This window comes from Chryseobacterium potabilaquae (genome assembly GCF_902728265.1).
Taxonomy (GTDB): Bacteria; Bacteroidota; Bacteroidia; order Flavobacteriales; family Weeksellaceae; genus Chryseobacterium; species Chryseobacterium potabilaquae.
On record NZ_CACVBR010000001.1, the window covers coordinates 60,476 to 76,859 of the forward strand.

1 protein-coding gene (only partly in view) is annotated in these 16,384 nt (G+C 36.3%); it reads right to left on the reverse strand.

Going from position 1 to position 16,384, the window contains the following annotated elements:
- Positions 1–16,384: the 3' portion of a non-ribosomal peptide synthase/polyketide synthase gene (locus CHRY9293_RS00265; RefSeq protein ID WP_162031074.1), read on the reverse strand. The gene runs 10,985 nt beyond the window's last position; only the last 16,384 of its 27,369 coding nucleotides appear in the window; its start codon lies off the right edge, out of view; the stop codon is at positions 1–3.

Below are 16,384 nucleotides of genomic sequence, written 5' to 3' on the forward strand. Positions count from 1 at the left end.
CTAGAATACATCATCATTTTTAATAATATCTATAACCTTTAGATCTTCTTTTAATATATCTTGATGAGATGCATTAATAGGGTATACTTTTAATAGATTTTGATCCTCAAGTATCTTATCCACATTATTATAAGTTAGTTTATGTAAATACTCTGCTAGCAATTGATTTTCTAAATCCTCTTTCAACATCGCTTTTAAGAGTATAGTTTTTGTACATTTTAATTGAGTAGAAATATTCTGCTTATCAATCAGAAGCTCTGTCATCAGTAAATTTTTAGCCTGTATAAAATAATCACTATCCATAGGAACATGGAATCTTTGACTGATCGCTTCATCTGAAAAGGATATCATATTCAATTTCATCAACTCGGAATCTGAATGCTTGAGAATCGTATCCAATAAATAAACTCTAATGTTTTTACAACCTCTATTTTCTAATTCTGAAGCGATTTCCAATGCAATCTGACCTCCCAAAGACCATCCTAATAAAATATACTCTTTCTGTTGGCTCTCCTTTTGTATTTTATCTATATGATCAAGATAATACATAGCCAAATGGTTGAGGTTATCTATCTTTTCTTCATGATACAAATTGTAAGAATCTACGCCATAACAATGATAATCCCCATCTAATTGATCTGCAAGTGATTGATACACTTCACAACCCCCTCCTCCTGGGTGAATCATAAACATATTAGGTTTAGTATTTGCATTATTAAGAGAGACTACCGGTTTGTATTCCGGCTTAGAGATAATAATAATTGAGGATAATACTCCAATGGTTTTTCCTTGAAAAACATCAGACACTTTTATCCGGACTCCTAACTGGTGATTAATCTTACTAATCAATTTGACTGCCATAATACTATTACCTCCCAATCGGAAAAAGTCATCATGTAAACCGATACTTTCAATAGGTAAGCCCAACAATTCGCTATAGATTGCTACCAGATCTCGCTGAAGAGAAGTCTCTGGTGCAATATATTCTTTATCTCCCGTGAAGTTAGGATCCGGTAAAGCCCTGCGGTCTAACTTTCCATTTATCGTAAGAGGAAGTTCTTCTAAATGAACATATACAGAAGGAACCATATACTCCGGAAGTAATCCTGATAAATGTACTGACAACTCTTCATGATTTAATGCTGCATCTGACACATAATAGCCAACCAAATATTTCAAGCCTGAACTATTCTCCTTTGCCAGTACAACACTTTGACGAATCCCTTCATAACTCAATAACCCATTCTCTATCTCTCCCAATTCTATCCTATACCCTCGTATTTTTACCTGGAAGTCATTTCTTCCTATATATTCCAAATCTCCATTAGCAAGATAACGGACTAAATCTCCTGTTTTATACATACGATCATTATAACCAATCTCTTTCTCTTCTTCGCTTTGAAAGGGATTCAATAGAAAACGCTCTTTAGTAAGCTCAGGAAGATTCAAATAACCTCTTGATAAACCGGCTCCTCCTATATACAATTCTCCTACGGCTCCTATAGGAACTGGACGTAAGTATTCATCCAGTACATAAGTTGCAGTATTGGTAATAGGTTGACCTATATTAAGAGCATTACCATCCTCATGATAATGATGATAAGTAGCACATACCGTGGACTCGGTAGGACCATACGCATTGATTACATCAACACCTTCTCTTCTATAATATTCCATTACTTCCGGATGAGTAGTATCTCCTGCTACAATAAGGGTATCCAACGGGAGAATTAATTCTGTAGTAAGTAATATAGGAGGAATCGTAGCTATCTGGATCCTATTTTCAACTATATATCTATGTAATAAACTTAAATCTGTTTGGATTTCTTTACTTATTAGATGTAAGATATGACCAAACGAAAGAACGGAATAAACATCCCATACATGAGCATCAAAAACATAGTTGGCATACCATAATGCTCTTTTTTGTGGATCCGAAGAAGAATGAACTGTATTCAAGCTAAATAGAATAGACTGCTGCTCAATTAAATTAACCACATTTCTATGCGCTATCATCACTCCTTTTGGCTTTCCTGTTGTTCCACTGGTATAAATGACATACGATAAAGCTTCCGGACTTACTTCAGTATTTGGATTATCCGTAGAACAAGTACTCAGTTCAGCTTTCATTTCTGAACCATTCAGACTTATAATACTCAGGTTTGAAGATGCTGTTTCTGTAGCTGTTAGTTCCTTGTACTCATATAATCTGTCTTTTGTATTCTCTTCAACGATTACCAATCTAGCCTTGGTATCTCCCAGAATATGTTCTATTCTATCCATAGGATAACTAGAATCCATAGGAACATACGCTCCGCCTGACTTCAAGACTCCTAAGATTCCAATCAGCATCTGCTCGGATCTTTCTAAACATAATGGAATAAGTTCATCAGGCTGGATTTTGTATGTTTCTAAAAGATAATGAGCTAACTGGTTTGATTTCTCATTAAGCTCTCTATAGCTTAACTTTACATCTTCATACACCAAAGCAAGATGATCCGGAGTCTTCTCTACCTGTCTTTCAAATAATTCATGAAGGGTAGCACTTGTGTCGTATTCTACTCTAGTTGCATTCCAACTATGGATCAGGTCTTGATATTGAAAAGCTGAAACATATGACAATCTATCTGTAGTAATAGTAGGATCTTCCAAAAGCTGATCTAACATCAACTCCATACCTTCTAGTACCTGAGACATCATAGCTTCTTCAAATAACAATCCTTCATAGTTTAACGTGAGACTCACTTCCTCTCCTCTCTCATACGCAATTAAACTTAAGGGATAATCTACCTTCTCTATAGAATCCCGGAATCGAATATCTAAATCCTCAGAAACATCTCCATCGGATATAGGATAATTCTCATACACAAATAAACTGCTGAATAAACGCTCTCCATTATCTTGAAGACTTGATAAACTCTTATCACTGTATGTGTTAAGATCACTTACAGAAGATTGAAGATTTACTATTACATCCATCACCTTACCTTCCTTATGCTCTACAATCAAGGGAAGGGTATTGATATAAAGTCCTACAGAACTCTCAATCCCCTCAACAGGTAAACTTCTTCCAGAAACGGTCGTTCCTACTACTGTCGTTCTTTGATTGCTGTAGATACTTAACTGTTTATGCCATACATACTGTAACACCGCATTAACTGTTAAGCCCTCCTTAGAGATTAAATTCTTTAAAGAAAGATATCTTTCTCTATCAATACTCCAAGTTAAGGATTGAGGATCCTGAATATGACGATAGCTTGAAAGATTTCTATGCTTCTCTGAGACTGTAAGTAAACTACTCAAATCCTCCCTATCTTCTAATAGCAACATATACTCCTTCCAGAATGAATCACTCTCTCCCTTATGACTCTGAAGATACTTCTGGGATTCTCCATACGATATATCCACCATAGAAGCTACTACTTCTCCTTTCAATAATCCAAGGTAGGTGGTATGAATATCATTAAACAGTACAGGCATACTCCACCCATCCAAGATCGCATGATGATTACTGAAGATACATGTATAATGAATCTCGGAATGTTGACACACATAGACTCTAAAGAGTCCTGATTTAGAAAGATCATACTCCTCTTCTCTGTCTTTCTGAACAATGGATTTGATCTTATCTTCTCTTTCCTTTTCATCATACCCACTCAGATCTATACAACGCCACTCCACAGAACCTATCTTATCTATCACCTGAACTATAGACTCTGACCAATCAAATCTCGTTCTTAATACAGGATGCTTCTTCTGAACATATTCCCACGACTCCTTTAACTTATCCAAATCAACCCCTCCATGATAATCCCATAAAAGCTGTACCCGATAAGAATCATCTACATCCCCCTGACTTAAAGCATGGTAGATAAAGCCTTCCTGAAGACTACTGGCCAAATATACAGAGTCAATCTCTATCTCTTCCTGAATAGAAGCTAGTTGACTGGAACTTATAATATGATCCACATCTGACACCGTAAGGTAGTTTCTATCTATTCCTGATAACTCATTCACCAGCTTCTCTAAGTATCCTTTAAACAATACTGATAAACGAATCATCTCTTCTTCACTGAAGTAGCCTCCTAATCCAAAATACAATTCTCCTCCTACCACAGCACCATTGATAGTAAGAAGATGAGAATCCAAATTATCTATTCCTATAGGTTCTCCACTATTCTCCCCTACGATATACCAACTCTCTGATACAGATTCCTGTTGATCCAACTGTCCCAAGTAATTAAAACTAATTCTAGGAAGATTTCCATCTGTATAGCCCATAAGACTTCCATAACCTATCCCATTATTAGGAATACCTCTCAAAGACTCCTTCGTATGAACTAGTGTAGAGAATACATCTTTACCTCTCTTTAACACTATGGGATACATCGTGGTAAACCAGCCTACTGTTTCAGTAATATCCATTCCCCGAAAGATATCCTCTCTTCCATGACCTTCTAATACAATACCATGAGTAGACAACCCAGTGAAATCACAAAGAGCCAAAGAGAAAGCTGATAAAAGAACATCATTGATCTGGGTATGATACACACCATGAATATCTCGAAGTAAACGACTCGTGGAGACTTTATCCAATACCAAATCGGAATGATGATAGAGAGAACTACTAAGACTCTGGATATGAAGACTGCTATTCTTTGTATTCTCTATAATACTATTCCAATACCTTAGCTCTTCTTCTCGGGAGGTAGCACTATCCTCTTTATAAGTCTTAACCACATCAACCCACTGACGGTAACTGCTTCCTTTTACATACAATGGGTTGGTATTTCCTTCCTTAAGAGATCTATACATCAACTCAAGATCTTCTGTTAAGATTCGCCAGCTTACCGCATCGATAATAAGGTGATGGAAACAGAAATGAACACGACAACTTCCATCTTCATAACCATGGATATATCCTACATGAAGTAAAGGACCTTCAATGATATCAAATCCACTCTGCCAAGAAGTAAAGACTTCTACTAATTCTTCTTCACTTACATCTCTACGATCAAGTATACTCAAATCAGGAGATATAGCTTCTTTTCTATACTCTTGAAGATAGCCATGCTCTGTCTTAGGATAATATAGCCGTAAGGCATCATGCTTCTCTACTAATTGTAGGAGACTTTGTTTTAATATATCTATATCCAATTCAGGAACATGAATCATAAAGGACTGATTCCAATGATGGAAAGAGGTAAAATGTTCTCCCAACTCTACTTCATGGAAGAACCATTCCTGAATCGGTAATAATGAAACTTCACCTTCTAATATTCCCTGTTCTGTAATAAGAGACAATCCTTCTTCATGCTTTCTACTTTCTAAGAGCTCAGAAAGATGATACACTGTTCTATAGGTAAAGACTTCTTTGACACTTAAGGATAAGGATAATCTTTTTCGTAAACGACTCACGAGTTGGATACTGATGATACTGTCTCCTCCCAAACGGAAAAAATCATCATGTAAACCGATACTTTCTACAGGTAAACCTAAAACTTCTCCATAGATCTCTGCTAATTGTTTTTCAAGAACTGTTGTTGGTGCTATATATTCTCTATCTCCTGTGAAGTTAGGGTCTGGTAACGCTCTACGATCCAACTTTCCATTAATCGTAAGAGGAAGTGATTCCAAATGAACATACACAGAAGGGATCATATAATCCGGAAGAAGCCCAGATAAATGCATAGATAAGTCTTCATTATTAACTGAAGCATCCGATACATAATATCCTACCAAATATTTCAAGCCTAAACTATTCTCCTTGGCTAAAACTATAGCCTGACGAACTCCTTCATAGCCCAATAATCCATTCTCTATCTCTCCCAATTCTATCCTATACCCTCTTATTTTAACCTGGAAGTCATTTCTGCCTATATACTCTATATCCCCACCAGCAAGATAACGTACTAAATCCCCGGTCTTATACATACGATCATTATAACCTATTGCTTTCTCTTCTTCACTCTGGAAAGGATTCAATAGAAAACGCTCAGCGGTAAGCTCAGGAAGATTTAAATACCCTCTTGATAAACCAGCCCCTCCTATATACAATTCTCCTATAGCCCCTACAGGAACAGGTCGCAGAGATTCATCCAAGACATAGGTTGCCGTATTGGCTATAGGTTGACCTATATTAAGAGCATTACCATCCTCATGATAATGATGATAAGTTGCACATACCGTAGATTCTGATGGACCATACTCATTAAGTAAAATAATATCTGAATATTCCTTTCTATCGATTTCAGGGAAAGATTCGCCTCCTGCAAATATTAGCTTAAGACTTGTATCCGGTAACATTTCTTTTAATAAGACAGGAGGAATAAACGATACCTCTATACCATGATCTGTAATATACTCATTAAGTTCTTTTACCGATTTTCTATGTTCATCACTATACAACCACAACGTATTTCCATTACACAGAACAGGAAAGGTTTCACATGCAAAAGCATCAAAAACATAATTCGAATAACAACCTACATTCATATATTCGTTAAGTTTGTGAGAGGATATCATAAACTCTACAAGATTTACAACTCCTTTATGCTCTATCATGACTCCCTTTGGTTTACCTGTTGTTCCACTCGTGTAAATTACATAAGATAAATCACCTGAACTTACTTCTGTATTGGGATTTGCTGGAGAACAAGTACTCAGTTCAGCTTTCATCTCTGAAGAATCCAGACTTATGACACTCAGGTTTGAGGATTCTGTTTCTATAGCTGTTAGTTCCTTGTACTCATATAATCTGTCTTTTGTATTCTCTTCAACGAGTACAACTCTAGCCTTGGTATCTCCCAGAATATGTTCTATTCGATCCATAGGATAATTAGGATCCATAGGAACATATGCTCCTCCTGATTTTAGGACTCCTAAGATTGCTATGAGCATCTGCTCGGATCTTTCCAAACATAGAGGGATCAATTCATCAGCCTTAATCTCATAATTTTGTAATAAATAATGAGCCAATTGGTTTGATCTCTCATTAAGCTCTTTATAACTTAACTTTACATCCTCATACACCAAAGCAATATGATCCGGAGTCTTCTCTACCTGTCTTTCAAATAATTCATGAAGGGTAACACTTGTGTCGTATTCCACTCCCGCTATATTCCAATTATGGATCAAGTCTTGATATTGAAGCGCTGATACATACGACAGTCTATCTGTAGTAATGGTAGGATCTTGTAACAGCTGATCCAACATTAATTCCATACCTTCTAGTACCTGAGACATCATAGCTCTTTCAAATAATAGTCCCTCATAAGTTAAGGTCATACTTATTTCTTCTCCTCTCTCATACGCAATTAAACTTAAGGGATAATCCACTTTCTCTATCGATTCACGAGGCTTAATATCTAAACCATTTAAAACAACACCATCAGATATAGGATAATTCTCATACACAAATAAACTACTGAATAATCGTTCTCCACTTTGTTGAAGACTCGATAAACTCTTATCACTGTATGTGTTAAGATCACTAACTCCATCTTGAAGTTTTGCGATCCAATCTAGTACCTTACCTTCCTTATGCTCTACAATCAAGGGAAGGGTATTGATATACAAGCCTACTGAACTCTCAATCCCCTCAACAGGTAGACTTCTTCCAGAAACGGTCGTTCCTACTACTGTCGTTCTTTGATTACTGTAGATACTTAACTGTTTATGCCATAAATATTGTAACACCGCATTAACTGTTAAGCCCTCCTTAGAGATTAAATTCTTTAACAAAGTATACCTCTGCTCTTTGAGATGTAAGGTTAAGGAGTGAGGATCCTGAATATGACGATAGCCTGAAAGATTCGTATGCTTCTCTGAGACTGTAAGTAAACTACTCAAATCCTCCCTATCTTCCAATAGCAACATATACTCCTTCCAGAATGAATCACTCTCTCCCTTATGACTCTGAAGATACTTCTGGGATTCTCCATACGATATATCCACCATAGAAGCTACTACTTCTCCTTTCAATAATCTAAGGTAGGTGGTATGAATATCATTAAACAGTACAGGCATACTCCAACCATCCAAGATCGCATGATGATTACTGAAGATACATGTATAATGAATCTCGGAATGTTGACACACATAGACTCTGAAGAGTCCTGATTTGGAAAGATCATACTCCTCTTCTCTGTCTTTCTGAACAATGGATTTAATCTTATCTTCTCTTTCCTTTTCATCATACCCACTCAGATCTATACAACGCCAGTCCACAGAGCCTATTTTATCTATCACCTGAACAATAGACTCTGACCAATCAAATCTCGTTCTTAATACAGGATGCTTCTTCTGAACATATTCCCACGACTCCTTTAACTTATCCAAATCAACCCCTCCATGATAATCCCATAAAAGCTGTACCCGATAAGAGTCATCTACATCTCCCTGACTTAAAGCATGGTAGATAAAACCTTCCTGAAGACTACTGGCTAAATATACAGAATCAATCTCTATCTCTTTCTGAATAGAAGCTAGTTGGCTGGAACTCAGAATATGATCCACATCTGATAACGTAAGGTAGCTTCTATCTATTCCTGATAACTCATTCACAAGCTGCTCTAAGTATCCTTTAAACAATACTGATAAACGAATCATCTCTTCTTCACTGAAGTAGCCCCTTAATCCAAAATACAATTCTCCTCCTACCACAGCGCCATTGATAGTAAGAAGATGAGAATCCAAATTATCTCTTCCCACAGATTCTCCACTATTCTCCCCTACGATATGCCAACTCTCTGATACAGATTCCTGTTGATCCAACTGGCCCAAGTAATTAAAACTAATTCTAGGAAGATTACCATCTGTATAGCCGATAAGACTTCCATAACCTATCCCATTATCAGGAACACCTCTCAAAGACTCTTTCGTATGAACTAGTGTAGAGAATAGATCTTTACCCCTCTCTAACACTATAGGATACATCGTGGTAAACCAGCCTACTGTTTCAGTAATATCTATTCCCGGAAAGATATCCTCTCTTCCATGACCCTCTAATACAATACCATGAGCTGATAGACCCGTGAAATCACAAAGAGCCAAAGAGAAAGCTGATAAAAGAACATCATTGATCTGGGTATGATACACTCCATGAATATCTCGAAGTAAACGACTCGTGGAGTCTTTATCCAATACCAAATCGGAATGATGATAGAGAGAACTACTAAGACTCTGGATATGAAGACTGCTATTCTTTGTATTCTCTATAATACTATTCCAATACCTTAGCTCTTCTTCTCGGGAGGTAGCACTATCCTCTTTATAAGTCTTAACCACATCAACCCACTGGCGGTAACTGCTTCCTTTTACATACAATGGGTTGGTATTTCCTTCCTTAAGAGATCTATACATCATCTGAAGATCTTCTGTTAAGATTCGCCAGCTTACCGCATCGATAATAAGATGATGGAAACAGAAATGAACACGACAACTTCCATCTTCATAACCATGGATATATCCTACATGAAGTAAAGGACCTTCAGTGATATCAAATCCACTCTGCCAAGAAGTAAAGACTTCTACTAATTCTTCTTCACTTACATCTCTACGATCAAGTATACTCAAATCAGGAGATATAGCTTCTTTTCTATACTCTTGAAGATAGCCATGCTCTGTCTTAGGATAATATAGTCGTAAGGCATCATGCTTCTCTACTAATTGTAGGAGACTTTGTTTTAATATATCTATATCCAATTCAGGAACATGAATCATAAAGGACTGATTCCAATGATGGAAAGAGGTAAAATGTTCTCCCAACTCTACCTCATGGAAGAACCATTCCTGAATCGGTAATAATGAAACTTCACCTTCTAATATTCCCTGTTCTGTAATAAGAGACAATCCCTCTTCATGCTTTCTACTTTCTAAGAGCTCAGAAAGATGATACACTGTTCTATAGGTAAAGACTTCTTTGACACTTAAGGATAAGGATAATCTTTTTCGTAAACGACTCACGAGTTGGATACTGATGATACTGTCTCCTCCCAAACGGAAGAAATCATCATGTAAACCGATACTTTCTACAGGTAAGCCCAATACTTCACTATAAATTGCTGCCAGATCTCGCTGAAGAGAAGTCTCGGGTGCAATATATTCTCTATCTCCTGTGAAGTTTGGTTCAGGTAAAGTCTTGCGATCTAATTTTCCATTAATCGTAAGAAGAAGTGATTCCAAATGAACATACACAGAAGGGATCATATACTCAGGAAGTAATCCTGATAAATGTACTGACAGCTCTTCATGATTTAATGCTGCATCTGACACATAATAGCCAACCAAATATTTCAAGCCTGAACTATTCTCCTTTGCCAGTACAACACTTTGACGAATCCCTTCATAACTCAATAATCCATTCTCTATCTCTCCTAATTCTATCCTGTATCCTCGTATCTTTACCTGGAAGTCATTTCTGCCTATATATTCCAAATCTCCTCCCGGAAGATAACGACCTAAATCTCCAGTCTTATATATACGATCATTATAACCTCTTGCTTTCTCTTCTTCACTCTGGAATGGATTCAATAGAAAACGCTCCTCTGTAAGCTCTACAAGATTTAAATAACCTCTTGATAATCCCGAACCTCCAATATATAATTCTCCTACAGCTCCCACGGGTACCGGACGTAAGTATTCATCCAACACATAAATCCGTTGATCCGGAATACTTTTTCCTACCATAGACGAATTCCCTAACTCTCCCGAATCAAGCACTCTATAACTCGCATGAACTGTAGTCTCAGTTGTACCATACATATTGATTAAACTTGGACTCTCAGGATAGCGACCATACCAAGGTTCCAAAGAAGCAAAATTCAATGCCTCTCCTGCAAAGATGACATAACGAAGTTTAGAAAGATTCACATCCTTAGATAAACCAACTTCTATAAACTGGTAAAAGGCTGTAGGGGTTTTACATAATACAGTAAGATTATTTTTATAGCATAAATCAAAAAATAAATATAAATCTTTAGTTTGTTCTACACTAGGTATCAATAATTTTCCTCCATGAAGTAAGGCGCCCCACATCTCCCATACACTCACATCAAAAACATACGAATGGAATAAACTCCATACATCCTTATCCGTAAATCCATACCAATGATTTGTAGCACTGAATAAACGAACCACATTCTTATGTTCTATCATTACTCCCTTAGGCTTTCCTGTTGTTCCACTGGTATAAATAACATACGATAAATCACCTGAACCTACTTCTGTATTTGGATTTACTGTGGAACATATATCCAAGCTATCTTTCATATCTGAAGAATCCAGACTTATAATACTCAGGTTTGAGGATGCTGTTTCTGTAGCTGTTAGTTCCTTGTACTCATATAATCTGTCTTTTGTATTCTCTTCAACGATTACCAATCTAGCCTTGGTATCTCCCAGAATATGTTCTATTCTATCCATAGGATAATTAGGATCCATCGGAACATACGCTCCTCCTGACTTTAAAACTCCTAGAATTCCGATAAGCATCTGTTCGGATCTTTCTAAACATAATGGAATAAGTTCATCAGGCTGAATCTGATAAGTATATAAAAGATAATGAGCCAATTGATTAGATCTCTCATTAAGCTCTCTATAGGTTAACTTCACATCCTCATACACCAAAGCGATATGATCAGGAGTCTTCTCAACCTGTCTCTCAAATAACTCATGAATCGGAACCGTGGTATCATATTCTGAATAGGAACCCAAAAGATTGGAGAAGATTCCATCTGCACTATACTCTTCCTTCCTTGTCCAAGATAAATCTCTAAGTTGTAACTCAGAGTGGTTACCTTTCTGATTAGATACGATTTGCTCTAAGAGATAAACATACGTACGGATCATATGATCAATCGTACTTTCTTTAAAGAGATGGATAGCATAATTAAAACTTCCTGATAAAAAATTTCCATGATCATCTATCATCAAACTCAAATCAAACTTAGCCACATCATAGGAGACATTTCCTTTGAATTCTTGAAATAATGAATCATCTCCATACCTATCCTTTACTTCACTTCCAAAACTCTGTAAACCAAACATCACCTGGAATAGAGGATGACGAGATACATCCTGAACTACTCCCAACTCTTCTACCAATTTCTCAAAAGGTACATCCTGATGCATCTGAGCCTCAGATGCTGAACCTGAAACTTGCAAAATAAAATCTCTTACTGATACTCCATAATCAATCTCTTCTCGAAGGACCAAAGTATTTACAAAGAAACCGATCAGATCATCTAAGCCTGCATGATGACGATTCGCTACTACTGTTCCTAGTACTATATCCTTTTGTCCCGAATAAGAGGATAATAGTAAATAATATCCTCCCAGCATTACACTGTATAAACTCACTCCTAAGTCTCGAGATAAGAATCGAAGGTCTTCTCCTAATGTGTTAGGAATACTAAAACGTATTGTATGTCCTTCATAAGAAATAACCGAAGGACGAGCATAATCTAAAGGAAGATTTAGAGGTTCTACTTCCAAAAGTTTAGCCCTCCAATAATCCAATTGTTTTTCTAATACTTCTCCCTGAAGATACCCCCTTTGCCATAAAGCAAAATCTTTATATTGAATTCGTAACGAGGGTAAAGAAACCGGATTACCCAATAACAAATCCCTATAGATAACATGTAGTTCTTCTAAAAAGATATCACTAGACCAACCATCAAAAGAAATGTGATGAATAACTATACTGATATAAGAAGTAATCTCACTATTATTTGGGGTATCCTGCTTTTTCTTTGTTTTATTATTTTTAGTTTTTTCTTTCTCATTGAATACACAAACTGAAATAGGAAGTTCTTTGGATAAATTAAAAACTCTAGTGATTTCTTGAGATAGAAGATCTTCTAATTCTCTAGAGCTAAATACATCAGTCTCTTTAATACTTAATTCCTGATCACTAACATATTGATACCCTACTCCCTCTGAACTGGTTACAATTAAAGTACGTAGAATTTCATGTCTGGACAGAAGAATTCTAAAGGACTCTTTTAAGATTGTAAGGTCAACCCTGGAAGATAATCCGAAAACCATAGGAATATTATACGCCGAGCTTCCTCCTTCATACTGATCAATAAACCATAAACGCTCCTGAGCAAAAGATAAAAGTTGCTGCTCAGGATGATGAACCACTATAGGACGGATCATCTCTACAATATCAATTGATAAACCTTCAAGTGCACCTGCTAATCCAAAGATGGTTTTATGGCTAAACACCATCGCTACACTGGCCTGTAAGCCTAATCCTTGATGAATCTTGCTAATAAGCTTAATAGCCATAATACTATTTCCTCCCAAGCGAAAGAAATCATCATGAATACCAATACTTTCTACAGGTAAACCTAAAACTTCTCCATAGATCTCTGCTAATTGTTTTTCAAGGATAGTCGTTGGTGCTATATATTCTCTATCTCCTGTGAAGTTAGGTTCAGGTAAAGCCCTGCGATCTAACTTTCCATTAATTGTAAGAGGAAGTTCTTCCAAATGAACATATACAGAAGGAACCATATACTCCGGAAGAAGCCCTGATAAATACACAGATAAGTCTTCAGGATTAAATGAAGTATCAGACACATAATAACCTACCAAATATTTTAACCCTGAACTATTCTCCTTGGCTAAAACTACAGCCTGACGAATACCTTCATAACTCAATAAACCATTCTCTATCTCTCCTAATTCTATTCTATAGCCTCGTATTTTTACCTGGAAGTCATTACGACCTATATATTCCAAATCTCCTCCCGGAAGATAACGTACTATATCTCCAGTCTTATATATACGATCATTATAACTTCTCTCTTTATCTTCTTTGCTCTGGAAAGGGTTTACTAAAAAACGCTCCGCTGTAAGCTCAGGAAGATTCAGATAGCCTCTTGATAAACCGGCTCCTCCTATATATAATTCTCCTACAGCTCCCACGGGTAATAAACGTAAATACTCATCTAAAACATAGGTGGTGGTATTGGAAATAGGTTGACCTATATTAAGAGTATTACCATCCTCATGATAATGATGATAAGTAGCACATACCGTAGATTCTGATGGACCATACTCATTAAGTAAAATAATATCTGAATATTCCTTTCTATCGATTTCAGGGAAAGATTCGCCTCCTGCAAATATTAGCTTAAGACTTGTATCCGGTAACATTTCTTTTAATAAGACAGGAGGAATAAACGATACCTCTATACCATGATCTGTAATATACTCATTAAGATCTTTTACCGATTTTCTATGTTCATTAGTATACAACCACAACGTATTTCCATGACAAAGAACAGGAAAGGCTTCATACACAAAAGCATCAAAGACATAATTCGAATAACAACCTACATTTCTATAGTTCGCAAGCCTGTGAGAGGATATCATAAACTCTACAAGATTTACAACCCCTCTATGCTCTATCATTACCCCTTTTGGCTTACCGGTTGTTCCACTGGTGTAAATCACATAAGATAAGTTACCTGAACTTACTTCTGTATTCGGATTATCCGCGGAACAAGTACTCAAAGAGTCTACTATATTTAAAGCATTTAGACTTATGATACTTAGGTTTGAGGATTCTGCTTCTGTAGCTATTAATTTCTTATAATCATATAATCTGTCTTTTGTATTTTCTTCAACGAGTACCATTCTGGCCTTGGTATCTCCCAGAATATGCTCTATTCTATCCATGGGATAATTAGGATCCATAGGAACAAAGGCTCCTCCTGATTTTAAAACTCCTAAGATTCCAATCAGCATCTGCTCAGATCTTTCTAAACATAGAGGGATCAATTCATCGGGCTTAATCTCATAATTTTGTAGTAAATAATGAGCCAATTGGTTTGATCTTTCATTAAGCTCTTTATACGTTAACTTTACATCTTCATACACCAAGGCTATATGATCAGGTGTCTTCTCTACTTGTCTCTCAAATAACTCATGAAGAGTAGCAGTTGTGTCATATTCTGAATAAGTATCCAAAAGATTGGAGAAGATTCCATCTCCACTATACTCTTCTTCTCTTACCCAAGATAAATCTTCAAGCAGTAACTTTGGTCCATCTGCTTTATGATAAAATGCTATTTGCTCTAAAAGATATATATACGTACTAATCATATGATCAATCGTACTTTCCTTGAATAATCCTCGAGCATAATTAAAACTTCCTGATAAGCTTTTCCCATCGTCATCTATCATAACACTTAAATCAAACTTCGCTACATCATAAGAAACATTTCCTTTAAATTCTTGAAACAAAGAGTCTTCTTCATACATCCTCTTTGCTTCACTTCCAAAACTCTGCAGTCCAAACATCACCTGGAATAAAGGATGACGAGATACATCCTGAACTACTCCTAACTCTTCTACCAATTTCTCAAAGGGTACATCCTGATGCATCTGAGCCTCAGATACTGAATCAGAAACTTGCAAAATAAAATCTCTTACTGATACTCCATAGTCAATCTCTTCTCGAAGAACCAATGTATTTACAAAAAAGCCGATCAGATCCTCTAAGCCTGCATGATGACGATTCGCTACCACAGTACCTAATACTATATCCTTTTGTCCCGAATAAGAAGATAATAACAAATAATATCCTCCCAGCATTACACTGTATAAACTCACTCCTAATTCTCGAGACAGGAGTCTAAGTTCCTCTCCTAAAGTATCTGAAATACTAAAATGTACTGTATTTCCTTCATAAGAAATAGCAGAAGGACGAGCATAATCTAAAGGAAGATTTAAAGGTTCTACTTCCGAAAGCTTGCCTTTCCAATATTCCAACTGCTTCCTTAATACTTCGCCTTGAAGATAATCCCTTTGCCATAAAGCAAAATCTTTATATTGAATTCGTAACGAGGGTAAAGAAACGGAACTATTCGTTAACAAGTCTTGATATATAGATCGTAGCTCTTCTAAAAAGATATCACTAGACCAGCCATCAAAGGCGATATGATGAATTACTATACTTATGTAAGAGATATACTCACTATTATTTTTAGCCTTCTCTTTTTTATAGAATACACAAACTGAAATAGGAAGTTCTTTGGACAAATTAAAAACCCTATTAACTTCTTGATAGACAATACCTTTTAACTCCGTAGAGTTATATACATATGTTTCTTTAATATTGAACTCTTGATCACTCACATACTGATAACCTATTCCCTCTGAATTGGTCAAAATCAAAGTACGTAGAATCTCATGTCTTGATAGAAGAATTTTAAAAGATTCTTTTAAAATGCTAAGATCAACCCTGGAAGATAATCCAAATACCATAGGAATATTATACGCAGAGCTTCCCCCTTCATACTGATCAATAAACCATAGCCTTTCCTGAGCAAAAGATAAAAGTTGCTGCTCAGGATGATGAACCGCTATA